General features: G+C 48.3%; 18 protein-coding genes. 14 read left to right on the top strand and 4 right to left on the bottom strand.

Annotated elements, in window-relative coordinates; genetic code table 11:
* Positions 1-179: 179 nt before the first annotated feature.
* From Q7P33_RS10760 to Q7P33_RS10750, 3 genes are all read left to right on the top strand, one after another.
* Positions 180-1,166: a guanosine polyphosphate pyrophosphohydrolase gene (locus Q7P33_RS10760; RefSeq protein WP_303870240.1), complete on the top strand. Its 987-nt coding sequence runs from the start codon at positions 180-182 to the stop codon at positions 1,164-1,166.
* Between the two features lie 222 nt (positions 1,167-1,388).
* Positions 1,389-2,156, top strand: coding sequence for a hypothetical protein (locus Q7P33_RS10755; RefSeq protein ID WP_303870238.1), 768 nt, complete (start codon positions 1,389-1,391; stop codon positions 2,154-2,156).
* 1,178 nt (positions 2,157-3,334) lie between these two features.
* Positions 3,335-4,150 carry an SDR family oxidoreductase gene (locus Q7P33_RS10750; protein WP_303870237.1) on the top strand — a complete coding sequence of 272 codons (816 nt, stop codon included), beginning with the start codon at positions 3,335-3,337 and terminating at the stop codon, positions 4,148-4,150.
* Positions 4,151-4,342: 192 nt separating this feature from the next.
* Here the strand turns inward: Q7P33_RS10750 and ablB are convergent, their stop codons facing one another.
* Both ablB and ablA read right to left on the bottom strand, forming a co-directional pair.
* Positions 4,343-5,185, bottom strand: coding sequence for a putative beta-lysine N-acetyltransferase (gene ablB / locus Q7P33_RS10745; protein ID WP_303870236.1), 843 nt, complete (start codon positions 5,183-5,185; stop codon positions 4,343-4,345).
* Position 5,186: 1 nt separating this feature from the next.
* Positions 5,187-6,512: a lysine 2,3-aminomutase gene (gene ablA, locus Q7P33_RS10740; protein WP_303870235.1), complete on the bottom strand. Its 1,326-nt coding sequence runs from the start codon at positions 6,510-6,512 to the stop codon at positions 5,187-5,189.
* 651 nt (positions 6,513-7,163) lie between these two features.
* Here ablA and Q7P33_RS10735 point away from each other — a divergent pair.
* Complete coding sequence (locus Q7P33_RS10735) at positions 7,164-7,793, top strand: DUF2179 domain-containing protein (RefSeq protein ID WP_303870233.1); 630 nt, start codon at positions 7,164-7,166, stop codon at positions 7,791-7,793.
* Between the two features lie 99 nt (positions 7,794-7,892).
* Here Q7P33_RS10735 and Q7P33_RS10730 read toward each other — a convergent pair whose 3' ends face one another.
* Both Q7P33_RS10730 and Q7P33_RS10725 read right to left on the bottom strand, forming a co-directional pair.
* Positions 7,893-9,092, bottom strand: coding sequence for a diaminopropionate ammonia-lyase (locus Q7P33_RS10730; protein ID WP_303870231.1), 1,200 nt, complete (start codon positions 9,090-9,092; stop codon positions 7,893-7,895).
* Positions 9,093-9,319: 227 nt separating this feature from the next.
* The gene (locus Q7P33_RS10725) at positions 9,320-10,441 is read right to left on the bottom strand and encodes a PucR family transcriptional regulator ligand-binding domain-containing protein (RefSeq protein ID WP_303870229.1); all 1,122 of its coding nucleotides are present in this window, start codon (positions 10,439-10,441) and stop codon (positions 9,320-9,322) included.
* Between the two features lie 212 nt (positions 10,442-10,653).
* Between Q7P33_RS10725 and Q7P33_RS10720 the strand changes: the two genes are divergently transcribed.
* From Q7P33_RS10720 to Q7P33_RS10675, 10 genes are all read left to right on the top strand, one after another.
* Positions 10,654-11,451, top strand: coding sequence for a tryptophan-rich sensory protein (locus Q7P33_RS10720; RefSeq protein ID WP_303870227.1), 798 nt, complete (start codon positions 10,654-10,656; stop codon positions 11,449-11,451).
* Between the two features lie 280 nt (positions 11,452-11,731).
* On the top strand, positions 11,732-13,093 hold the full coding sequence (locus Q7P33_RS10715; protein WP_303870226.1) for an aspartate aminotransferase family protein: 1,362 nt from the start codon (positions 11,732-11,734) through the stop codon (positions 13,091-13,093).
* Positions 13,094-13,427: 334 nt separating this feature from the next.
* The gene (locus Q7P33_RS10710; protein ID WP_303870225.1) at positions 13,428-14,546 is read left to right on the top strand and encodes a 4-hydroxybutyrate dehydrogenase; all 1,119 of its coding nucleotides are present in this window, start codon (positions 13,428-13,430) and stop codon (positions 14,544-14,546) included.
* A gap of 265 nt (positions 14,547-14,811) precedes the next feature.
* Positions 14,812-15,366, top strand: coding sequence for an XRE family transcriptional regulator (locus tag Q7P33_RS10705; protein ID WP_303870224.1), 555 nt, complete (start codon positions 14,812-14,814; stop codon positions 15,364-15,366).
* Positions 15,367-15,746: 380 nt separating this feature from the next.
* Positions 15,747-16,964, top strand: a complete 1,218-nt coding sequence (locus tag Q7P33_RS10700) for an aspartate aminotransferase family protein (RefSeq protein WP_303870222.1) — start codon at positions 15,747-15,749, stop codon at positions 16,962-16,964.
* Positions 16,965-17,316: 352 nt separating this feature from the next.
* A complete protein-coding gene (locus tag Q7P33_RS10695; RefSeq protein WP_303870221.1) occupies positions 17,317-18,792 on the top strand; it encodes an APC family permease in 1,476 nt (491 codons plus the stop codon).
* A 131-nt stretch (positions 18,793-18,923) separates the two neighbouring features.
* Positions 18,924-20,072 carry an iron-containing alcohol dehydrogenase gene (locus Q7P33_RS10690; RefSeq protein ID WP_303870219.1) on the top strand — a complete coding sequence of 383 codons (1,149 nt, stop codon included), beginning with the start codon at positions 18,924-18,926 and terminating at the stop codon, positions 20,070-20,072.
* Positions 20,073-20,083: 11 nt separating this feature from the next.
* On the top strand, positions 20,084-20,332 hold the full coding sequence (locus tag Q7P33_RS10685) for a TIGR04076 family protein (protein WP_303870217.1): 249 nt from the start codon (positions 20,084-20,086) through the stop codon (positions 20,330-20,332).
* A 460-nt stretch (positions 20,333-20,792) separates the two neighbouring features.
* A complete protein-coding gene (locus Q7P33_RS10680) occupies positions 20,793-21,092 on the top strand; it encodes a YciI family protein (RefSeq protein ID WP_303870215.1) in 300 nt (99 codons plus the stop codon).
* A gap of 822 nt (positions 21,093-21,914) precedes the next feature.
* On the top strand, positions 21,915-25,397 hold the full coding sequence (locus Q7P33_RS10675; protein WP_303870214.1) for an EAL domain-containing protein: 3,483 nt from the start codon (positions 21,915-21,917) through the stop codon (positions 25,395-25,397).
* The last annotated feature ends 17 nt before the right edge of the window (positions 25,398-25,414 follow it).

Here is a 25,414-nt window from a genome sequence, read left to right as displayed (position 1 = left end):
TTATGCTTTTGCAAACATAAAACTCTTCTGATTTCTTAACTTAATGACATTGCCTTTTGACAGGTGGCTTTTGTATTGAACCAGTTCCCGGACCGGGCACAAAGATTTGATGGTCGAATTGCTATTTGTGCGGTATAATCTTACCCAAAGAGTAAAACACTTAAAAAGGAAGGTTATCCGTGAAAAAACTAAATGATTATTTATATTCCGGTGACACCGTGCTTAAGATCCTGCAGCGCTATTCCCGGGATTTGAAACAGTCAGCGAAAGAAACCCACAACCAGATCGATCTGGTGCACTGTAATTTTCTGCTGCAGATTGCCGAACTGCTGGAACACAACGATTTTCTGGCGTCACAAGCCCAGCGGATTCGGGAATTTTATAAACTGATGGCGATGGATTATCCTTTTCTGGCCTTTACCTTTAAAGGGCGGATAAAATCGCTGATCCGGGCGGAATCAAAATTCAATGGCTATATTGTCGAATATATTTATAACTATTACATGAAAAACGGCGCTTATCCCGCCCTTCCGGAACTGAAAAACTACTTGAGCTGTTTTCGGGATCTGATTGCCTATCGGATCGTGATTTCGCTGCCAAAATGTCATTTAAAAGCGGGGCAGACCGCCGCTGTGGAAGAAATAAACTATCTCTATGAGGTCGCCAATAAACTGCCTGAATTTCTCGAGGAGCGGGGATTTACCGCCGAAGTCGCGACAGTGACCGAGCAGCAATCGCCTTTGCTAAAAGAGCATGTCAGCCCCTATTATCGGGATTATATTACCAATTCTGAACCGAATGGCTATCAGTCACTGCATATCACCTTTTATGATAATATTGCCCGCTGTTACATTGAGGTCCAGCTTCGCACTAAAGCAATGGACGATTTTGCCGAGATTGGTCCGGCCAATCATTTAGGCTACGAAAAACGGCAGGAAAGAGAAAGGGCCCGACGGGATGCCATTCCCGAGGGGGAAAATATTTATTTTGATGACGCCTACGAACGGGGGATTGCGCTGCAGCAGCTTGAGCTGGCAGCATTGGATGTCAATATGTTTGCTGCCATGGACAATTCACTGATCAACGACGGCTGCGGCCTCTATCGCGGCCGACAGATTTTGCCCTATGAGCATCTGTCCCGCTTTCAGAATGACCTGATTGACTAATCAAAGCCCTACCGGTCGGGACCGGGTAGGGCCTTTTGGCCAGTCTTTTCGACAGTCGTATTTTGATCGCTCAAAGGCGAAACAAAAAAAGCCGGCGGCAAAAGAGCTTGTTTCTTAACCTTATTTCGGGGTAAATAAAAACAGTGATACACACATCGGGGTGTGATTCACCGTGCCGGTTAGAACATTATGAGCGATTATTAAAGGACCTGGAGGGCGAAAATGCCGAAGAATAATCCACGACGCTGGCTGATCGCGTCGATCTTCATGACGCTGATTGGCGGGTTTATGGTTTTTATAGGAATACTTTTAAATGATTTTAATTATTTCTGGATGATCCTGGTGGGTCTGCTGCTGGGAATCACCTTTTTGGTCATGAGTGGGGTTTTTTACAAACAGGCCCGGCTGCTAGACAACCTTTTAAAGGATGTCGATCAATTGGCTCACTGGACCTTTTTCCCCGCTGAACAGCAGGAAAAGGCGGAAGCCGAATTTAAAGCGCGAAAAGCCTTTAATCGGGTTTTAATTGGGATCATGACGTTTTTCTTTGTGGTGATTGTCGCTGTTTTTCTGATCTTTGGCTTTGACGATGCCGAGGAGGCGCTTTTTTTTGCTCTCCTGATGGGAGCGATTCTACTGTCATTATATGGGGTGGCCTTCGCTGTTCCGATTCTTTCCTACCGCCGGATGAAGGCTGCACTACCAGCGGTTTATGTCAGTCCCTATAGTGCCTGGATAATGGGGGAATACACCCAGTGGGTGGCGCCGATGACCCGGTTAACGGGGGTCAATTTTGGACATTATCCGGATGGATCGGTGGTGATTGCGGTGCATTTTGACATCATCCAACAAACCGGACCGCAGGCGCAGATCTGCCGGATTCCGGTACCCCGCGGGAAAGAAGCGGAAGGGCAGGCGGTGGCCCGTCAAATTGCGGCGATCAACAAGGTCAGCTTCACCCCCAGTGAATGCGTCGCCAGTGATCACTAAAATTGCCGCGGGAATGGGTTATCCATTTATTATTGGGGCGGAAGATAAACTTGGATGTATTATCGAAGCAGGGGCTCCGATTTGAAGTATGGTTGATCGGATTATCTTCAAAAAGCACTAAAACCGATTCCACATTATCTGCAGAACCGGTTTTAGCTTTTAAATACTACTGTCATCGTCGTCCTCCTTTTGATTATTATCAAAAATCTTCCAATTATCTCGCTGTTTATAAACGTTCTTTCTGTTTTGAAGACTCTTACTTGCTGGTGAATATCCTGATTATTATGCTTTATCGGATTAAAACGTCTAACATTTCAGATTAAATATCGGTTTCTTATCAGCCGATTTTTTCTGGTGTTGCTGGTTTATTTAATCGATCTGCTTATTCTGTTTTATCTCCTTTAAAGAGTTTCATCTTGAATTTCCCTGTTTTCGGAACAGCCTGTTCTTTCGTTCAGACCATCTCTTCGGCTTTTAATCATCTTTATAAATGTGGTGATCCCAATCAGTTATCTCATTACGACGACTGTATCCAGTCAGCTGTACCGACACTCATTTTGAATACCTGTTTTTTATTTCAGCTCTGATCGTTCAGAACTGTCGATGATTAGCAAATCCATTTCATTGAATCAATGGGTTCCATTTCTTCTCCGTGAATTTACTGGCAACATAAGAATTGGTTTATTTTCTATGATCAGAATCGCAGGAAATAATTTAGTCAATCCTTGATTCAATTATAGTATAGCATAGTCACGGGGAATGTCCATAGACACAGTGTAAACGTTTGTATACAGGTTGTAATAGTTCTTGATCAGAAGTTGGATCGATCAGTTAAAGCGGGACAAAATCCCTTTAGAATGCCAGAAACGAGAAGTTACAAGTAAAAAAATAACATTGTTACAGCCATCAGGAGTGCGGGGCAGATTACCAAGACCGCAACGTGTGGAGCAACGTGTTTTTTTTGTTTTGTTATAATACGTTTCATTTGGGTAAATGCCATTATAAGATCAAATCAGGGGGCGAAGAAGGAGTAAAATGAAGACGGATAAAAAAGGTTTACTCCAGCACTGCCGGTAAAAGTGCTGGCAAGCGGATTCGAGTAGGTTTTCGGCAGTCGGTAGAATGAAACAACAGGTTCATTCTCATAGCGATAAAAATTTTATTACTAGGAGGGAAAAATGAATTTTGACAACTATTTTTCAAAAAAAAGTGCCATTGTAACTGGTGGGGCATCTGGAATTGGGAATGCGTTGACAGAAACACTGCTTCGTAATGGCGCAAAGCAGGTGGTGATTGCAGATATTAATCCGGAAAATCTTGACAGGCAGATTAGCCGCCTGACTGAATTATTTCCCGGCCAGATCAGCGGGATTCTTACAAATGTCACGAAAGAAAATGAGGTCAGTGAAATGATTGACCAGGCGGCGGCTTTTTTTGGCGGTAAAATTGATCTGATTTTTAATAATGCCGGAGCCGGACTCAGTGGTGAATTCGAGAAGCTGAGTAATGAAGACTGGGAAAAAGGCTTTGCATTAAATTTTTATGGCGCTCTATATGGGATCCGCCATGTCATTCCCTATATGAAAAAGCAAGGTGGAGGGCAGATTGTCAACACCATCTCCGGGATTGCCTGGTCGCCGATGGCCTTTCAGTCGATGTACGCAGCCACGAAAGCGGCCTTATGTCAATTGGGTCTGACGCTTCGCTATGAACTTTGGGACGATCATATTAAAGTAAATACAGCAACACCGGGAACAACGGCAACGGCTATTTTTACCGGAACATCAGCACCGGATTATGCCCAAACGCCAATGCAGTCAGCAGCAAGAATTTTAAAGGGCGTCCAAAATAATGACAGACTTATTCTAGGTGATGATCTGGATGTCGAGGGGGCAAGGAATGCCTTTAACCCGGACGTGGACGATCAAAACGCAGCCGATCAGTATTTCCTTGAAGTCGCGCGTGATCGTAAACGGGGTAAATGGCGCTTCTGAGTCGATCCCGGGAATCGGCTGAATTTGTATCAATAATAGCCTGTCAGTAGCTCAACGACCACTTCTGTCGGGGTGTTTTTTTCATGCATTTTTTTCTGTAAGGTGGATGATGATCAGTTCGTCGCCCGTTAAAAAATCGGTTATGGCGCTGTCCTCGGAAACTGCACCCCGGCGATCGGGTTTTCTTGTGGATTAACCCCGGGTCAGTTTTTTGTACCAGATATTCATCGATTCGATCGATCCGGAAATCTGGGTATTATTAATGAGGGTGCCGCCATAATGATAGTGGGCGCGGGCAAAGGTAGTATTCATCGCAGCCGATGCAGCGCGGGCAATAGTATAGAGCAGATGATAGCCGTTGTCAAGCATATCGATTTCCATTTCTTTCAGTAAATGCAGGGCCAGCTGATGGCCGCGATAGGCTGGGAGAACGGCAAAATCGGTCATCTCCGAATTCCCATTGTCGGGATCGGTTTCGCTCGAAGAAACCGCCACCAGCAGATCCTGGTCAAAGACGCCATAGTAGATGACATGATCGATCATCGTTTCACGGAGATAGGTGGCATCAAAAATGGGAAAGGGATAGCTCTTAAAAACCGAGTGATACAGCTGAGCCAAGGTTGGGATGTCGGCTTCCCGCAAGCGCCGGATGGTGAATTCCTGGGGCAAGGGATGGATAGTCGGGGTGTTTTTTTTAGCGATGGCCTGATCAAGGATATTTTTCAATTCACGGCCATTGGCAAGATTTTTTCGGTTCGGACAAAAATATTTAGCCAATAATTGACAGCTTTCCCGGCCTTGATAAAAACCTGGGATGGTAGCTTCCTGGTGGTATCCGGCGGCGGTAAAAATAGGTTTGAGCGATTCAGGAATTTTAGCAATGATTTTCGAATAGTTACGCTCAAAGGCCAATTGGTTCATCTGCGGGATCAGTTGTGGTGCTTCGGCTACCGCACATTTCATTAAATAAATGCGATTGCTGTTTTTTCCGTGTTGAAGTAGACTGTCGCCATAAGATTCGATGATATCAATCATTTTAACCCTCGTTACTTCCATTTCGTTGTTCCCGTTCAAGATTTTCCGGCACCAGGGTGATCGTTTCTTCGTAATCGCAAAGCAGCTTGGAGATACCAATCGGCTTGCGGTCACTTTCTTCGCTGTTTAAGTTTAATTGCAGTTTGCAATTCGCACAGTCCAGATCACAAATGGTGTGTTCATGGGAGGTGGGCATCTGATAGGTGGTGATGACACCCTCATAATTCCGCAGAATCACCTTATTGGTGGACCAGGAGATCAGATAATTGGGCATCACCGGGATTTTTCCGCCGCCGCCGGGGGCGTCAATCACATAGGTCGGAATCGCGAACCCGCTGGTATGGCCGCGGAGACTTTCCATAATTTCAATACCTTTGCCGACGTTGGTGCGAAAATGTTCCAATCCTTCGGCTAAATCACATTGATATAAGTAGTAGGGGCGGACCCGGTTGGCCACCAGTTTATGAACCAGTTTTTTCATAATCTGGGGACAGTCATTGACGTCTTTTAACAAGACCGACTGATTGCCGACGGGGATGCCGATACCAATCAGTTTTTTGAGGGCGGCAATTGAGGTTCTGGTTATTTCCCGGGGATGATTATAGTGGGTGTTGATCCAGAGATTATCATATTTACTGAGAACCTTGATCAGCTTATCGGTAATCCGAAAGGGCAGCACCACCGGTGTCCGGGTCCCAATCCGGATCACTTCAACATGGGGAATGGCGGCAATACGACCAAGGATATAGTCGAGCTTGTCATCGGACAAAAGAAACGGATCGCCGCCGGACAGCAGCACATCCCGGATGGTTGGCGTATTTCTAATATAGTCAATGCCGGCTAAAATCATGTCATCCGACGGGATAGAGTCCACATCGCCAACTTTTCTTTTGCGGGTACAATGGCGGCAATACATCGCACAGACATTACTGACATGAAAAAGTACCCGATCCGGATAACGATGGGTAATGCCGCAGACGGGACTGTCTTTGTCTTCATGCAGCGGATCTTCCATATCCATCGGTGAGATCAGCAATTCATCAATGCTGGGAAAACATTGTTTGAAGACGGGATCGGTTTCATAATCATCGTCATCAATTAATGACAAATAGTAAGGGGTGATGGCCATCGGGAATTTATCGATGGTCGCCTCGATTTCTTTTTTCTTTTGATCTGAAAATTGAATACCCATTATTTTTTCAACCGTTTCGACTTTGCGGATGGTGTGTTTCAGGTGCCAGCGCCAATCGGTCCACTTATCCATCAGATCATTTGAGGATTTGTCGGTATTGAGGTGGTTCTGTGTTAATTTGATCGCTTCTTGCATTTTTTGTTCCTTTCAGATACATATTCTCAACCAGTTCAGGGGTTTGCACCGGGGTGGTGTCAATTTTTCATTGGTACGAATTTGCTTATAAAAAAAGCACTCTAACTCTGTGTTCACAGAGTTAGAGTGCATAGGTTTCGCTAAAGATAACTCACCTTATACCATTCGTTATGACTAACACCTTCGTATCAGGCAGAATAGTATAGTATATGACCATGATGATCCTATACAAGCCCCAGTTCCATCCAGGATGTTTTTCCATGTAAATTTCATCGGTTTAATAATCAGCTTACTTATTTCCACATTTCAATCAATACGTAAACAAGCTCACAAATAAAATTACTCAATACATATACTTCACATAATGTTTGTTATTTGTTACGGATGATAATAACAATAAAAAGCGATTTTGTCAAATAAAATGGATTTTCTTAAGGTATTACCAAGTAGTCACCTCATCGGCCCAGGGCCTACTGAGGTGCGGGCAGTCACGAAGTGCACAGCATGATGTTGCTTACAATTAAACCCCTTCATATTTTTACTCTTTTCTGATACAATGGAGAAAGCCCAAATAATTCTAACCGTTGGTTGAAGATTAACCAGCCAGTGGCATGTTGACAGATTTACTAGAAATTTTATGAAGGAGTAGTGATGACACGATTATTTTTAATTATCTTTGTACAATTACTGTATGTGCCGATGCTGACCCTGCGAACCATTTGCATGGTCAAAAACCTAAAGGTCTTAACCGGTTTGTTCGGGTTTATGGAAGCTCTAATCTATATTTTTGGTCTGGCGATTGTGTTGTCCGGGGAGCAGAGCATCATGGAGATGGTGGTTTACGCCGTTGGTTTTGCTGCCGGTCTGACCCTGGGTATTTACATCGAACAAAAACTGGCCATCGGTTTTACCAGCATTCAGGTCAATATCCAAGAGGAAAACCCCACACTGGTTGAGGTGCTGCGAAACGAAGGCTACGGGGTCACGGTCTATCAGGGGCAGGGAAAATTCGGCAAACGGACCAATCTCGATATTCTGACCCGGCGAAAATCGCAAAAGAGTCTGCTGCAGCTGATTGATCAGTACGAACCGACGGCATTTATTATGTCGTTTGAACCGAAGATGTTCAGGGGCGGTTATCTGATGGAAATGATGAATGGTCGGATTAAAAAAGCACTGGCTACTCAGCCGGAAAAGGAGCTAAAAAGTGTCATTGAGAAAACCGTTGAAGAAATCAGAAATGAAACCGAAACACTTAAGAATAACTGGTTTGACGAGTAGGTAAAACCCCAGTGTAAGGACGCGGCCAGGGAATCTCCCCGAAGGGGGAAAGACTCCCTGGCCGCTTTTTTTTGCTCAGATGGTCTTTTCGCGCCTAAATCAAACAATTCCACGTGGCGGCGAGACAAGGGCGGCATAGCCCTCGGGATCGGTATCGCCCTCGGTGCTAAACAGCAGGACCGTCGCCTTACGGTCAAGCTTGAGCCGGGCTTTGAGGTCGGTAAGGCGCTGGTCACGGCACAGCGCAACCAAAAGCCCCAGACCGACGGCTCCGGATTCGCCGGAGATAACCACCGGGTCAGCGGCTTCGGGTTGGGCCAGGGTCTGCATCCCGAGGACGGTGACCCAGTCCGGGCAGCGGGCAAAGAAGCTGGCATAGTCGCGCAGAATTGGCCAGGTCTGGGGGTTGGGTTCGCCACAGTTTAACCCGGCCATGATTGTTTCGGGATGGCCGCCAATGGCCACAGGCTGACCACTGGCGACGGAGTGATAAAGACAGGCTACGGTATCGGGTTCGACAATCGTCGTCAGCGGCGGCTTGTGGTTGTAGTAATGAGCCAGATAACCCAGCACGCCGCCGGCCATGGAGCCGACCCCGGCCTGCAGAAAAACATGGCTGGGTTTTGCGATGCCAAGATCACCCAACTGCGCCAGCGCTTCGGCGGCCATGGTGGTATAACCCCGGGTGATGGCGTTGGGGATGGCCGTGTAGCCGGCCAAAGCGGTGTCCTGAATCAGGAGATAGCCGTTTTCGGTCGCCAGCTTCGCCGCCCGGCGGACGGCATCGTCGTAGTTCAGATCAGTGATTTCGACCCGGGTCGCATTGATCGCCCGGATTGCCTCGGCCCGGCAGGGTTGCGTACCCCGGGGCATCAGCACCATCGCCCGGCAGCCAAACAGGGCCGCCGCCCAGGCCACCCCCTTGCCGTGGTTGCCGTCGGTGGCGGTGATGAAAACCAGGTCTTTGAGTTTTTGGCGCACCGCCGGAGTGATCAGATCACGGTAATTGAGGTGCCCGGCATCGAGATGAAGGTAATCGGCAATGACGGTCGCCATCGCATAGGACGCTCCCAGGCTTTTAAAGGCATTAAGGCCAAAGCGTCGGGATTCATCTTTCACAAAGACAGCCGTGACGCCCAGTTTCTGGGCCAGTTCCGGCAGGGCCACCAACGGTGTCGGCTGGTAGTCGGGCAGCGACTGATGAAACCGCAAAACTGCTGCAACGCTGTCCGGGGCCAGCGCCGGGGTGATCGGTTGGCCCTGGGATTGGCCGGGGATAATAGAAATTGGTGATTGCATCGGGATGCTCCTTTTTGATCATCAGGAATTGTAAAAAAAAGTGTGGTATGGCCGCTGTTTGCCCAGTTTTTTCCGAACAATTTTTACACTGTCCGACAGACCGTTTAAAGAACTGTTCGTCTCCAGGTTACAAAGTTGTCTGGATCAACTGGCCCGAAGGATGTTGAAATTTTTATCGCCGCTGTCGCCGTGTCAGGGACTGGCAGCTTCTGTTGGCGACGGCGCAGTCACAGAGCCAGATAATCCTTAATCAGAAAGGCCAGCTGCAGATTGAATTTTTCGGCTGGTGTCAAAAGCGCCATGTTCAGCAGTTGGCGGATTTTTTTCATCCGGTAGTTGATTGTGTTGCGGTGGGTGAAGCTGGCATCGGCCACCGCCTGAATGCTGCCGTCATGCTCGAGGTAGAGCCGCAGGGTCGCCGCCAGATTGGTCTGATTCTTGGCATCATGGGCCTCCAGCCGGCTCAGGCTGTCATCGGCCAGAGCTGTCAGAATGGTCCGGTCGGGGACGGCAAAAAAGAGCTTGAAAAGCCCCTGCTCATCAAAATAGCACAGCTTCAGGCCCCGCTTTTGGGCCAGTTTCAGGGCAAAGAGGGCCTGCTGGTAGCTGTGATTAAGGGTTGACAGGGTAGCGCAGCGGGCGCCGCTGCCAAAACAGAACGGTGCTTCCAAGTTAGTAGAAACCTCGCTGACGGCTGCAGTCAGGGTGCTCTGATCGGGGTGGGGCAGAATCATGACCCCGGTTTCATTGAGCCGAAAGTGATAGAGACCGGGGCTTTGTGTACGCAGCCGCTCGATCAGCCGGGCCGGGAATTCCGGAGCCAGCGCGACCAACACCTGGTAGTCGGCTGCGGTTTCGTAGCCGAGACTGTTTAGGGTGTCGATGGCGGTTTCCGGTGCATCAGGGTGCAAAAGCAATTGGGAAAAGGCCATTGTGGTCCGGTCTTCCCGATAGGACTGGGTAAACAGACGGTTGCCGTAATCCTGCATAATGGTCGCCAGATGGATTTTCCAGGGCATTGAAAAAAGCGGGAAATGGTGGGCTTCACAAAGCTCGATAACGGCTTCAGAAAGGGTCTCGACAAAGAGATAGCGGCCGGTATTAAGAATCAGCCCGCCGGTTTTTCGGGCAATCAGCCGGCTGATAAAGTGGTAGAGCCAGTTGTCGGAATCACAACTCATGCCGGTGGTAATAATCAGCTCGCCGCCTTTTAAAAAATCGGTGGTGGCACTGTCTTCGGTAAACTGGACCCAATTAATGGGGGTGTTCAGACCGGAAACGCCGGCCAGCAGCGTGAGCTGGTAGGTTTTTTTGGTGGCGTTAAATAAATCGGCTAAAATAATCGACATAGACTACCTCGCAAGAAAATAAAATCAGTAAGGACCGGGCGTTTTCTTCAGTATACTAAAAGCAGCTTAGGCTGTCCAGCAGAAGGTCTGATTTGCGCCCCGTTATAAAAAGGTCTTTTAAAAAAGCGACGATACACCGCAAGGCCTTAATAAATGGCAAAAAACGGGGTATAAAAAGAACAGCATTAAAAAAATTAGAAGAGGTGAGTGTTATGAAGCGATTGACAAAAGCCTGGATTGGTTTGATCCTGTTAATCAGCACGTTGGTAGTAAACAGTTTTGGTGCTTTTGGGGTGTTCAATGGGATGTCTCAGCGGGATATTTCAGACATGAACGGAACCCTGATTACCCCGGCACCGTCAACCTTCAGTATCTGGAGTGTGATCTATCTGCTGCTCATCAGTGCCAGTATCATGATGCTGGTTAAAAACAAGGATGACTATTACGGCGCGGCCATCGACCGGATCAGTTATCTGTTCTGGCTGTCCAGTGGCCTCAATATGCTGTGGATTGTGGTTTTTTCCTATAACCTGATCGGGGTCTCGGCAGTGGTGATTCTGGCTTTTGCGATCACCCTGAGTCTGTTGGTGCGGCAGCTCGGTAAGATTCAGACCGGCCGGCAGTGGTTATTACCGGCGGCCTTTGGCATGTATACCGGCTGGTTGCTGATTGCCACGGTGGTCAATGTTGCCTCCTGGCTGGTCAGTATTGACTGGCAGGGGTTTGGCATTGCCCCGGATGTCTGGGGGATCATCATGCTGATTGTGGCGGTGGCGGTGACGGCGGTGGTCACACTGGTTACCAAAAACGCCATCCTGCCGGTGCCGGTGGCCTGGGGTTATTTTGGCATTTATCAGTCCTTAACCGGAGTCGATGGTTTTGCGGGGGCTTATCCGGCTTTGGCAATGACGGCGCTGGTGGGCATTGGCTTACTGGTTGTATTGCTTATTATTCAGTTATACTTAAATCGCTGGCAGCTGCTGCCGGTGACGCCTCCCGAAGACGCCTGAAACGTGGGGGTGATTGTTTAATCAGCACAAAAACCAGCCGATAATTTAGGCTCAATAGCCATTGCGCCTGCAAGTAGCTGTGCTATAATAGCAGACATAAACAAGACAAGGAAGTCACTTCCCGGTCTTGTTTTTTTTTGCCGAATTAATTTGCGAAACCGCGGTCACAGCAAAGGGGCTTTGATGGCTGGCGTTGTTTCGTTTCGGTAAGCTGCCGAGAAGAAACAACGCGTACGGTCTTATCGCAATGATCATTAGAAAAAGAAAAGAGGAGTTTATAATGTTAGAAAATGCCTTACCAGAAATCATCACCGAACAGGTGCCCGGGCCCAAGGCGGCGGCAGTCATTGCCCGCCGCGGCGACGCCATCCCCGGGGCGATCAAATGTGTCTATCCGCTGGTCATCGAGAAAGGTGCCGGCGCGATGGTTGAAGACGTCGACGGCAACCGCTTTGTCGACTGGGTTGGTGGTGTCGGGGTGCTCAATATTGGTTATTCCCATCCGGAAATTGTCGCGGCGGTTAAAGATCAGTCGGATAAATATTTTCATGGGATGTTTAATATTGTCACCCATGAGGGTTATGTGAAGCTGGCCGAAACGCTAAACACCATTGTTCCGGTACGGGGTGATGAGAAGATGACCTTTTTTGCCAACAGCGGGGCTGAAGCCGATGAAAATGCTGTCAAAATCGCCAAGGCCTTCACCAAACGCCCGAACATCATTGTTTTTTCCGGGGCCTTCCATGGCCGGACAATGCTAACGATGACGATGACCTCGAAAAAAGCCTATGCCCATGGCCTGGGACCTTTTCCTGACGGCGTCTATCGGGCCCAGTTTCCCTATCTGTATCGCAATCCGGCGGGGATGAGCCCGGCCGACGCGATTGCCTACTATACCGACAGCATCTACCGGGTCTTTGAAGAATCGTCGCCGGCTGACCATGTCGCGGCAATTGTGGTTGAACCGCTTCAGGGTGAAGGTGGCTTTATTCCCGCCCCACTGGAGTGGGTTCAGGCGGTCCGTAAAATCTGCGATGAAAAAGGGATTCTTTTGATTGCCGATGAGGTTCAAACCGGATTCTGTCGAACCGGCAAAATGTTTGCTTCACAGTACTGGCAGGAAGTCGGCGCGGCACCGGATATTATCACCACGGCCAAATCGATTGCCGCCGGTCTGCCATTGAGTGCCATTACCGCCCGCAAAGAAATTATGGAATCCGTCAAGGGTGGCACCATCGGCGGCACCTATTGCGGTAACCCGGTCGCCTGTGCCGCAGCGCTAAAAGTCATTGAAATCATGCAGCGGGATCGTCTTGATTTACGGGCCGGCGAAATCAGCGACATCATCATGGCCCGTTTTAACCGCTGGCAAGAAAACTACGCTGTCATCGGCGATGTCCGGGGCATGGGTGCGATGGTCGGGATTGAATTTGTCAAAGATCGCGCCACCAAAGCGCCCGATCCGGAACTTGTTTCGGCGATAGTTGCCGAAGCCGCCCAGAATGGCCTGATCATTGAAAGCGCCGGTGTTTATGGCAATGTCATCCGCTTTCTGGCGCCATTGGTAATCACCAACGAACAACTCGAAGCCGGTCTGGATATTTTTGAAAAAGCTCTGGTCAAATGTGTAAAAGCGGTTTAATTGGTTATTTATTAAGCAAACAAAGTAATATAGGCGATGATTTAGAGTGAGCCTGTGGGAAATGCCAAACCCCGGGTCGACAATTGTTACATCATGTTATACCCATCGGACAGTCTCTGCCGAGTCCGATGCCGCGCGAAGTTAACGAGCCAATCACAAGCTTGGTTGTAATTGGCGACTACCCGCGACAAATGCGAAAGGTGAATAGCGGATTTCGAATGGTGCGACAAATAACAGATTAATAATTGGTCAGTACGGTCGTTGGCATCGAGTCCATAGTAAAAAGACGTACTTATCGCCGGATAAACTAACAATCAACCTGAAAGGAGAAACGATGAAACAATTTCAAATTACGCCGCATATCCTCGAATTTGACCACTGCACTGAGGTGGGGGAACATTTCGGGATTGGCGCGGGCGATCTGGTCTTTATCAGTGATCGGACCTATGCCCAGCATTTCAGCGGTGCCATCAGTGACGCCGCCTATCGGGTCAACTACCGCAGCTATGTGACGGGTGAGCCCACTGACGTGATGGTCGAAGCGATTTATGCCGACATCAAAGACTACCAGTACAAGCGGGTCTTTGCCATCGGTGGCGGCACGATTCTTGATGTCGCCAAGCTCTTTGCCCTTAAAAATACCGTGCCGGTGGTCGAGCTGTTTAATAAAGAACTGGGAATCAGCAAAGATAAAGAATTGATTCTGATTCCGACCACCTGTGGCACTGGCAGTGAGGTCACCAATATATCCATTCTGGAGCTGACCGCGATCAATTCAAAATTCGGTCTGGCAGTGGATGAGCTCTATGCCGATTATGCCGTCCTGGTGCCGGAGCTGCTTTCTGATCTGCCGATGAACGTCTTTGCCACCAGCTCGATCGACGCTTTTATTCACGCGATCGAATCCTATACCTCACCCAAGGCCAGCGCCTTTAGTCAGCTCTATTCCCAAAAAGCAATGGAAATGATCATCAACGGTTATCAGACCATTGCCGAGAAAGGGCCAAAAGCCCGAACCCCGCTGTTGGGCGATATGATGATCGCCTCCACCTTTGCCGGAATCGCCTTTGGTAACGCCGGTTGTGCCGCCGTTCATGCGATGAGCTACCCGCTCGGGGCAGTCTATCATGTCCCTCACGGCGAGGCCAACTATGCCATCTTTACGGCCGTTTACAAAACCTACCAGGCCCTTGCGCCTGACGGTAGTATCGCAGAGCTGAACGCCTTTCTGGCGGGACTGCTGGGTTGCGATACGGCAGCAGTTTACGACGCTTTGGAAACCCTGCTGGATCATATCCTGCCGAAAAAATCCCTGCGCGATTATGGCGTCACTCGGACCGATCTGGAGCATTTTACCGAAGCCGTGATGACCAAACAAACCCGGCTGATGGCCAACAACTACGTACCGCTCAACGAAGATCAGGTGCGGGCGATTTATCAGCAGCTCTATTAGTTGCTTTTGGTGCGTTAGCTACCGTACCGACCAATGATTAATCTGTTGTGTGCTTACAATTCGTACAGTTGCGAATTATTGAAGACGAAATAAATACTTCATCGTCACAACTGTTCGCCTTGATGTACACAACTTGATGTAATAATTGTCGGTACGTGATCAGTGAAGAATTTTGTTCTGTGGAGAGCCTGACAAAGATGGTTGTCCCGTTGATTTTGCCCGCGTCTTCGGTTAAACTTAGCCTAAGAAAGTCGAGGCGAAGAGGATGGATTACCTGAATAAAAATATTTCAATCAATTTAAAAGCGATCCGCAAGGAAAAGGGCATGAGCATGGACGAGGTAGCCGAACAGACCGGGGTCAGCAAAAGTATGCTGGGGCAGATTGAACGGGGCGAAGCCAACCCGACGATTGGCACCCTGGGCAAGATTGTCAGTGGCCTGCGGGTTGATCTGGCTGATCTGACCCGGACTCCGGGGGTCGGGGTTTATCAGGTTGACCGCGAGCGGCTGCTGCCGTCCAAAGAGGTGCCCGGCCAGTATGCCGTCTATACCTATTTTCCCTTTGAGAAGAACCGTTTGTTTGAAATCTATGAAATTGAAATTAAACCCGGGGCCTGCTATGTCAGTGGCGCCCATGGTCAGGGAACCAAAGAGTACATTGTCGTGCACGCCGGCGAATTGACCCTGGAAGTCGACAACAGTTTCTACCGGGTCAAACAGGAAGATGCCCTCAGCTTTGAAACGGCGGTCAAACATATTTATTGGAACCAGGGCAGCGAGACCCTTAAATTTATGATTGTTTTTGTCTTTAAACAGTAAAATACCGCCACCGGTGCGGTTTTAGGTCCTCTGTCGGGATTAGGCGATGTGCATTATATTGCACAATAAAAACTGCTTTACTGGTCATAATCCCCATTATATAGCGTTTTATAAAAAAAATAAAATAAATATGCGATGTGTATTGACACCATAATGCACACGTGGTATATTGTAGGTGTCAATTGACAGGACGAAGGCGTTCGCAACATGAGGATTCATGTTTCGGCGTTTTTTTTTGTTTATCTGACAAACGAAGGGGTTTGTCAAAAGATGAAAAGATAATGACACAAACAACGCTTGCCTTGCTGGTGGTTTTAAACCGACAGCGAAGCTGACGGTATGATGGGTTAGCACGCATGAACAGGGAAAGGAAATAAGCAATGAAACTGAAAGACACCGGACTGACAAAAGAAGAACTGAAACAAAAAGTTGACACCTATATGATTGAAACCTACGAGCGGTTTGATTTTATCGCCGAGACGGCCAAAGATATGTACATTTATGACGAAAACGGCGAGGCTTACCTGGATTTTTATGCCGGCATTGCGGTTAACAGCACCGGCAACTGCAACGACAAGGTTGTCGCAGCGGTACAGGATCAGGTTGCTGATGTGATTCACACCTTCAATTATCCCTACACCATCCCCCAGGTGCTGCTGGCGGAAAAGATCTGTACCAGCATCGGCATGGACAAGATTTTTTTCCAGAACTCCGGGGCCGAATCCAACGAAGCGATGATCAAAATGGCCCGGAAATACGGGGTGGAAACCTACGGCCCAGAGCGCTACAACATCGTCACGGCGCGGATGTCCTTTCATGGTCGGACCATGGGAGCCCTCAGTGCCACCGGCCAACCGCACAATGCCTGCCAGATTGGCTTTGGCGAGATGACCCCGGGCTTCAGCTATGCCGAGTTTAACAACCTGCAGTCCTTTAAAGACGCCGTCAACGAGAACACCATCGCCATTTTAATCGAACCGGTTCAGGGCGAAGGCGGGGTTCATCCGGCAACGATGGAATTTATGCAGGGACTGCGGGCCCTCTGTGACGAAAAAGGTCTGCTGCTGCTGCTTGATGAGGTCCAAACCGGCTGGTGCCGGACCGGGGCGATCATGTCGTACATGAATTACGGCATCAAACCGGACATTGTCTCAATGGCCAAAGCGATGGGCGGTGGAATGCCAATCGGCGCCATCTGTGCCACCGCTGAAGTTGCCAAAGCCTTTACAATGGGCTCTCACGGGACCACCTACGGCGGCCATCCGGTCGCCACAGCGGCCTCGCTGGCCCAGATCACCGAGCTGCTCGACCGCGACCTGGCCGGCAATGCCCGGGAAATGGGGGGCTATTTTATGGAGCGCTTAAAAGATCTGCCCAAGGTCAAGGAAGTCCGTGGCCAGGGCCTGCTGATCGGGGTGGAATTTGAAGAGGGTATCTCCGGCGTTGATGTCAAGCACGGGGTGCTGGAGAAAAAACTGTTGATTACCGCCATCGGCCAGAACATCATCCGGATGATTCCACCGCTGATTGTCACCAAAGACGATTGTGACAAAGCCTACAGCATCATTGAAGCCACCGTCAACGAACTGGTGAACTAAAAAAACTAAATAGATGAAAACAAACATAAACAATGGGGTTTTTACAGCGAAGCGCTGGCCGTCTGACTTTTCAGACCGCTGGCAGGTGGCTGGAAGAACCCCGTTTTTTTATTGAAACAGATCATAATGTATAGTTGTAATTAAAACAACGAACAACAATTGCTTTGCTGTCGGTTTTCATAATCAATTCTGTAACGTGTAGGCGAACAGGCGATAGCCTGTACGACGTACAGTGTAAGAATTGTTTTGTGCAAAACTGGCAGCGAAGCGCATCGCAGTATTTTTAGAGAAGCAAACAAATCCCAAAAAGAAAGGAGTGTATGATTCATAAAGGGATCATACAAACAGAAAAATGAGTGGAAAAACAAGTAAGTCAAAATTTGACAAAGTGTTGAGCACCAAAGATATTTTTGTGCTGGCCTTCGGGGCCATGATTGGCTGGGGCTGGGTGGTTAACACCGGTATCTGGATTGAAACCGCCGGCGCCCTGGGCGCGGCTTTGGCCTTTGTCATCGGGGGGATTATGGTACTCTTTGTCGGGCTGACCTATGCCGAACTGACGGCGGCGATGCCCCAGTGTGGTGGCGAGCATGTCTTCAGTTATAAGGCGATGGGGCCGACCGGGTCGTTTATCTGTACCTGGGCGATTATTCTCGGCTATGTCAGTGTGGTCGCCTTTGAAGCCTGTGCCTTTCCGACGGTAATTCAGTACCTCAGCCCCAACTTCCTGCAGGGCTACATGTACACTGTCGCCGGCTTTGATATTTACGCTTCCTGGGTGGCCGTTGGTGTGGTCACCGCGATTATCATTACCATTATTAATATTCTCGGTGCCAAAACCGCCGCCAAACTGCAGACGATTTTTACCGCGTTAATCGCTGCTGCCGGAATTTTACTGATTGCCGGTTCAGTGATCAATGGTGATCCGGCCAATATTGCCAATAATATGTTTGCCGGCAACATCGAAACCGGCACAACTGCCCTGGGTGGGGTGCTGACGGTTGCTGTAATGACGCCATTTCTGTTTGTCGGCTTTGACGTTATTCCTCAGGCGGCGGAAGAAATCAATGCCGGTTTCAAAAAAATTGGCGGGATTATGATTCTCTCGATTCTGATGGCCGTGGCCTTCTATGCTCTGATTATTCTGGCCGTGGCCTATGTGATGCCTGCCAGTGCGATGGCCGAATCGACGCTGGTTACCGCTGATGCCATGGGTCTGGCGTTTAACAGTGCGATCATGACCAAGGTTTTGATTGTCGGCGGGATGGCCGGGATCATTACCAGCTGGAACTCGTTCTTAATCGGTGGCAGCCGGGCGATGTTCTCGATGGCTGAATCCAACATGATTCCCAAAGTTTTCTCGAAACTGCACCCGAAATTCAAAACACCGGTGCTGGCCATTGCCCTGATTGGGGTACTGTCGGTGATTGCGCCCTTCTTTGGCCGCAAAATGCTGGTCTGGATTGTTGATGCCGGCAGCTTCGGTGTCTGTCTGGCCTATGCGATGGTGTCGCTGTCGTTTTTAATCCTCCGCAAAAAAGATCCGGCGATGAAACGTCCCTACAAGGTTCGTTTTGGCACCTTTGTGGGCCTTGTGGCCGTCGCCCTGTCAGGGATGATGACCCTGCTTTATGTGATTCCGCTGCCGTTTGCCTCAACCGCTCTGGTGATGGAAGAATGGATCATGGCCGGTGGCTGGGCGATTCTCGGAGTGATCTTCTATGGCTATTGCAAGTTTAAATATGGAAGCGAATTTGGGGCTCATATTGATGTCGAATATGAAGATATTGATGAAAAACAAGGTGTGCCGGTTGGATCGGTAGCGTAACCGAATAAGTACAGGCAGAATTGAGTGCGATGCAGGTTGCCGTACAGTGTAGAAATTGTTTCGCGCAAACCGCCAACAAACTGCATGGTAGTCGCATCAATGCATCAAATAACAGCATGAAAGGAAGACAGATGAATCAGTTTAGTTTTAAAATCCCCCAGGAAATTATCTGTGGGGTCGATAGCATCAAAAAATTACCGGAGCTGTTGGGTAAGCAGTGGCTTAAGAAGGCAATGGTGATTTCCGGACCGCATCTTAATAAGATGGGGGTAGTGGCCCGGATTACCGATATTCTGGCCGAGGCCGGGCTGGCCTTTGACAGCTTTACCGAGATTGAAGCCAATCCTTCGGTGGAGACTGTTGACCGGGCAACCAGTGCCTTTTCGGCCAGCGGCGCCGACTGCATCATTGCCCTGGGCGGCGGATCACCGATGGATGTGGCCAAGGCCGTTGGCGTACTGGCCAAGTTTGGCGGCGCCATTGGCGACTACGAGGGTGCTGACAAGGTTCCCGGCGCAATTGTCCCGCTGATTGCGATTCCCACCACGGCCGGAACCGGTTCGGAAGTGACGGCCTTTGCGGTGATCACCGACCGGGCCCGAAATTACAAGCTGACGGTGTTCAGTTACGAGCTGCTACCGGCGGTGGCAATCCTCGATCCGACCCTGGTAATGACCACGCCGGAAAAAACGGCGGCCGCCTGTGGGATTGATGCCCTGGTCCATGCCATTGAAGCATACCTGTCCAAGGCGGCCTCACCATTTTCCGATGCCATGGCCGAAAAGGCCCTCGCGCTACTCGGGGAAAACATCCGCCCCTTTGTCGCTGACCGGACCAATCCCGAAGCGGCAGCTGCCATGCTCTATGGCAGCATGTTTGCCGGCATCGCCTTTGCCTGGGCACGGCTGGGCAATGTTCATGCAATGGCCCACCCGCTGGGCGGTTATTTTGATGTCGCGCATGGCGTCGCTAATGCCATCTTACTGCCAACGGTGCTAAACTACAACGCCCTGGCCGATACCGGCCGCTACCGGGTGATTTATGATGCCATCAAACTCGGCGACGGCATCGAAACTGCCTTTACCCCTGACACCCTCGTTGACGAGGTCCGCTCGCTGACTGCTTCTCTGGGAATTCCCCAGACCCTCAGTGAAGTGGGCGTAACCGCCGAGCTGATCCCGGCGATGGCGGTGGATGCCATGAAAAGCGGAAACATTCTGGTCAATCCCCGGACCACGACCCTGACCCAGATTGAAGATCTGTACCGTCAGGCACTGTAGGCAGGTCAACGATGAATGCGATTGAACAAAAAATAAAACTGGTCGTGGCAGCATCGGATTGTCCGCTTTATGCGCCGGGGGATGAAGTCATCTTTGACGGACCCCTGCTGGATAAGGACAACAGCGGAAATTTGTGCATGATGGCACTCAGTGCAGTATTTCCCTTTGTCTATGCCGCCCGGAAAGGGGTCATTAATGAGGCCCCGCTTCAATGTCCGGATTGTGGGGAAAAGGTCGTCTTCCGGATTGATAAAGCCTGACCGCCAGCTCCCCCTTAAAAAAACAGCCGTGACGTCACCATTCGTCACGGCTGTTTTTATGGTCTTTTACTGTTAAGTAGTCGGAGTGGGCAAGAATTTGTAGGAATATCGGGTGAATAGAGAAAAAAGAGTGGGTAGATTGACAATGATTTTAGTTTTTTTTAATTGCTTTGATCAAGAGTTTTCGTTTTAAGGGTGGCGCAAACCCACCTTCAGGAGTTGCCGATGCTGTGGGCCAAGCGATGCTAAAGCGATTGTGATCAGTTAAGATTAAAAATTGCCCATAGAATGATCAAATTAATTGTTAGGCTTTTGTTATACATTCTAAAAGTATCGAATTTTTAGAATGAACCTTAAATATAAATTGTCGTTTTTGCTTTACCACCTAGAAGAAGTCGGTTATACTTAAAACTGTCGGGCTGATATTGATTCAGCCCAGTTTTTCGATTAGGAGCGAATAATGTTTATTATCTTACTCAATTACATTAAACCAATAGCTGAGGTGGAAGCGGTGATTCCCGCCCATTGTGATTATCTGGACCGGTATTATCAGCTGGACAAATTTGTTTTGTCCGGTCGCAAAAGCCCCCGCACCGGAGGGGTAATTCTCTGTCAGGCCCGTGATAAAGACGAGGTATGGGCGATCATTGCTGAAGATCCCTTCTATCGTGAACAGGTGGCAGCTTACGAAGTGCTGGAGTTTCTGCCGACCAAAGCGGCAGCCGGAATGAATCGCTATCTGGAAGAACCGTCAAACTAACCGCAAAAATCCTGAAATCCGAAGGGATCTGGTTAAAGAAATGCTGTTGGTTCTCACTAAAAAAGTTTGATTACCATGGTATGAGTATGTTACTGATCTGATACTGCTAAAAATATATCTGGCTGTCACGGTGGTAGTCTTCATTTTGAAAGAGCGCCGCAACAGCAGTGGTGCAATGCATGGAAATCGGCACTTATCCCCACTAAAGCGACATTATCGAGATATCATTGAAATTCTCTTCCACAATTGACAAAAACAATGGCTATAAAAATAACTCTATTACACTTCGACACCACCTCACCAATGTCATACTGGCACCACAGTTAATACCAATGCGCCGACGGTGGGATACAACAGTTTTACTGATCTTGTTCCCTGTGCTCTAAGCCCCGTTACGCTCGGTGATGATCTTTTTCTATCGGGTCACTGAAGTTCTGAGTATTCGTTAAATTCTACCGCCAAAGGATGTCGATCCGAAAACGCCTACAACAGGTGGTAACGAACTGGTGAGGATGCCCGTCCACCTACAAACTAGCTCCTTAGTGACAATCTGTCGTTGAGGGGCTTATTATGTTTTTAATCAAGGGTTTCAGATTATTTTGACTGAATGGTGATCAGATCGCCAATCAGTGGCAGGAAAGCATTACAAATGAAGTTGTGATCATTGCGCCACTAGGGAAATAAATCCAAACAAGGGATTGCGAATCACTATAAACCATCGTATACTTTTAATAGGAAGTGGAAATCTGTCAAGGCAAGGAGGAGCAATGAAAAAGTCAACGATCCTCAACCTGATGGTGAGTTGGAAGGATGGTGAGTGCGGTGGCATTGGAAAACTTTTTGAACCGGATTAAATTAAAAGAGGTGGCCGCGCTGTCGGAAAAAGATGACTGGTTAATCGAAAATCGGCGACATGCTCAGGAAATGATGAAAACCGGAACCTGGACCTATGTTATTGATTTAGATATGTTTTTTTTTAGTGATGAGTATTATCACATTTTGGAAACGATTCCAGATTGCAATGAAAAAAAGGCTGATGCTTATTATCAGTTTGTCCATCCGGATGATCGAGGCCAGGTGAGTGCTGCCCGGGTGGAAGCACTAAAGGGCAGTGAGCAGGAGTTGGAATATCGGATGATTACTGCAAAGGGCAATCTCAAATACGTCCGGGAAAAAACCAGAACGCTGTTGGATGATACCGACCAGCCGAAAAAAATCATTGGCGCCCTACAGGATATTACCAGTGAGAAAATTATCGAGAACAGTTTAATTGAGTTGGGTGAGAACCTTAATCTCGGGCAGAAGGTGGCGGGCATCGGCAGCTGGAAATACAATGCGGTAAAAAACGAAATTTTCTGGTCGGATGAGATCTATCGGATCTATGGTTTAAAACCGGAAGAGTTTGGCGGCAGCGTCATTGAACTGATGGATTTTACGTATCCGGCGGATCGGGATGTGTTGGCGGAGCTGACCCGTAAGCGTCTGGCCCGGGAAAAATTTGATCTACAATATCGGATTCAACTGAGAAATGGCACCACGAAATACGTCCGGCTGGTGGGGGAGCCGATTAAAAATAAAGACGGCCTAAACACTGATCTGGTCGGTACCATTCAGGATATAAGCGATATCAAAAAGTTGGAGAATGAAATCAGTTTTATCAAAAAAAATCTTGAACAGGCTCAGCGGCTGGCCAAAATCGGTAGTTGGGAAATGAATATGGCTACAGATGAAAACTATATGTCGGCCGAGGCATTGCGTATTTTCGGGATTACGGCAGCGGAGTTTAAGGGTACTTTTAATGATTTTCTGAGCCGCGTTCATCCCGAGGATCGCAGTATTATAACCGACTCAACCTTTGGGAATCTTTCTGAAGAACCCTTTGAACTGGCCTTTCGGGTCATTCAAAAGGATGGATCGATTCGTGATGTTTTTCAGATTGTTGAGTTCCGGCTGGATTCGGCCGGACAGATTGCCCATGTCTATGGCACCATTCAGGATGTTAGTGAAAAAAAAGCTTATGAACGGGCCATTGCCAGCAAGCAGCTGGAAATCGAGAAAATTTCGCAACGCTCCCGAATTCTGGTGCAGGAATCGGGGGTGGTGTTTGCGATTATTTCGGAGGAGGGCATCCTTAGCTATATCAGTGACACTGCCCGGAAGGTGATCAGTTATCATCCCGGGCGGATGAAGGGGCGTCTGATTTATGATTTTTATGAGCCGGATCAGGCCGAGGCCTTAAAGGCGATGATTTACGCCGTCATCACTGAACCGGAGCAGGTGCAAACGGGGATCATCAGTTTTTCCGGTCAGACCGATAAAGCCATCTACCTGGAAGTACACGTCCGAAATTTTCTAGCCCACCCGACTATAGCTGGCCTGGTGCTGGATTTTCGAGATGTCACCAACCGCATTGTGATGCAAAAGAAAATCGAAAAACTGGCCAGTTATGATGAAATTACCACTCTGCCAAAAGCCAACCAGTTAAGAAAAGAGCTGGCCGAAAAATGCCGCCAGGCCAATCTGAAAAATGCCAGTCTGATCCTTCTTATGCTGGACTTTGAGGGTTTTAAGGAGATAAACGATTCGCTGGGGCATCGGGTTGGACAGCAGCTGATTGTCCAGCTTGTCATGCGGCTACGGGGCTTACTTGGTAAAGATACGTTGATTTCCCGGTACTCTGAGGATCAGTTTGCCATTGTCATCGAGGGACTGATTAATCTGGATGCCTATCAGGCCAGAGTAACCGAAATCATTGATTTCTTTTATCGCTCCTTTAAAATTGATGTGTATGAATTTAATATCAATGTCAATGTAGGTGTCAGTGTCTACCCCCTGGAGGTGAAAGCCCAAGAGTTGTCAGTGGATGAGCAATTGTCTGCCGAGGACGACATCAATCAGAGTGCTGACGGTCTGGATGAAATTGAGCAATTGATTCGATACGCCAATATTGCGCTGATCTGGTCGAAAAAAGAGGGCCACAACCGCTACCAGTTCTATTCATCCGAACTCAATATCCAGAACTACAAGCAGTTGCAGCTGCGTCATGACTTACGGATGGCCCTTAAACGGAATCAGTTTATGGTTTTTTATCAGCCGATTGTGCGGATCAAAACCAATGATATTCTAGCCATTGAAGCACTGATTCGTTGGAATCATCCGGATTGGGGGATTGTTTCACCGGATGAGTTCATTTTTCTGGCCGAAGAAACCGGTGCTATTGTTGAAATGGGGAAATGGATGCTACAAAAAATCTGTGATGATCATCGCTATTGGATTCAAAAAGGATATCCGCCGGTCTATATATCCCTGAATTTTTCCAGCATCCAGTTTTACGAACGCAATTTTGTCGAAAATATCCAAGATATTCTGGCCGAATATGAGGTCGATCCCAAATACTTGATTGTCGAACTGACCGAAAGTTTGCTGGTTGAAGACTCTCAAAAAGCCATTGATGACATTAAAAAATTGCAGGCGGTCGGGATAAAAGTAGCTCTGGATGATTTTGGTACCGGTTATTCATCGCTGAGTTACCTGAATCATTTTAATGTTGACATCATTAAAATGGATGCCAGCTTCATTCGAAACGTCATGCTCGACAGTAAAACCGCCACCATCGCCCAGGCCATTATCAACCTGACCAAGGCGCTGCACATCAAGCTGGTTACTGAGGGCATTGAAAACTGCGATCACTTGGCTTTTCTCAAAGAACACAACTGCTATTCGGGACAGGGCTATCTCTATTCACGACCGATCCCCTTTTTAAAAATCGATGAACTACTACAAAATCGCAAATGTCGGCCATTGCTGAGTCGAACCATGGCGAAATCCCAGGTGGAACGGCGCAAATATTTCCGCCAACGATTTAGAAACTTTTTAATAACCGAGCTGACGATTCTGCGAATTAATAACAAGCAGATGCATGTTGGTAATTCCCGGGTACTGGTTAAAGATATCGGTCCCGGGGGCTTGTGCTTTATCTCCAATATTCAATTTCCACTGGAACGAGATTTTACGTTACGCTTTGCAGCCACCTTGATGGGCGGCGAGATTAGCGCCATTGGCACCCCCGTACGGGTTGAGGAATTAAAAGAAAATCTGTTTGAGTATGGCGTCAAGTTTATGATGGATGAGCAGGAAAGCGAAGAGCTGACCCGGCGACTTTATGAGCTCCAGGTAAAAATGAAGAAAAACATCCTTTTTGTAGACGGCAGCTTTACTGATAAAACAGCAGAAGACTATTTTGATGAATTAACCGGTCGGCCTGTTAAGGTCGATTTCATTCAATACCGGAAAAACAACTTATAGGGATAAAAAAAGATGAA

The sequence above is a fragment of the Acetobacterium wieringae genome (assembly GCF_026646375.1).
Taxonomy (GTDB): Bacteria; Bacillota; Clostridia; order Eubacteriales; family Eubacteriaceae; genus Acetobacterium; species Acetobacterium wieringae_A.
This window is presented reverse-complemented; position numbering and strand designations above follow the sequence as displayed.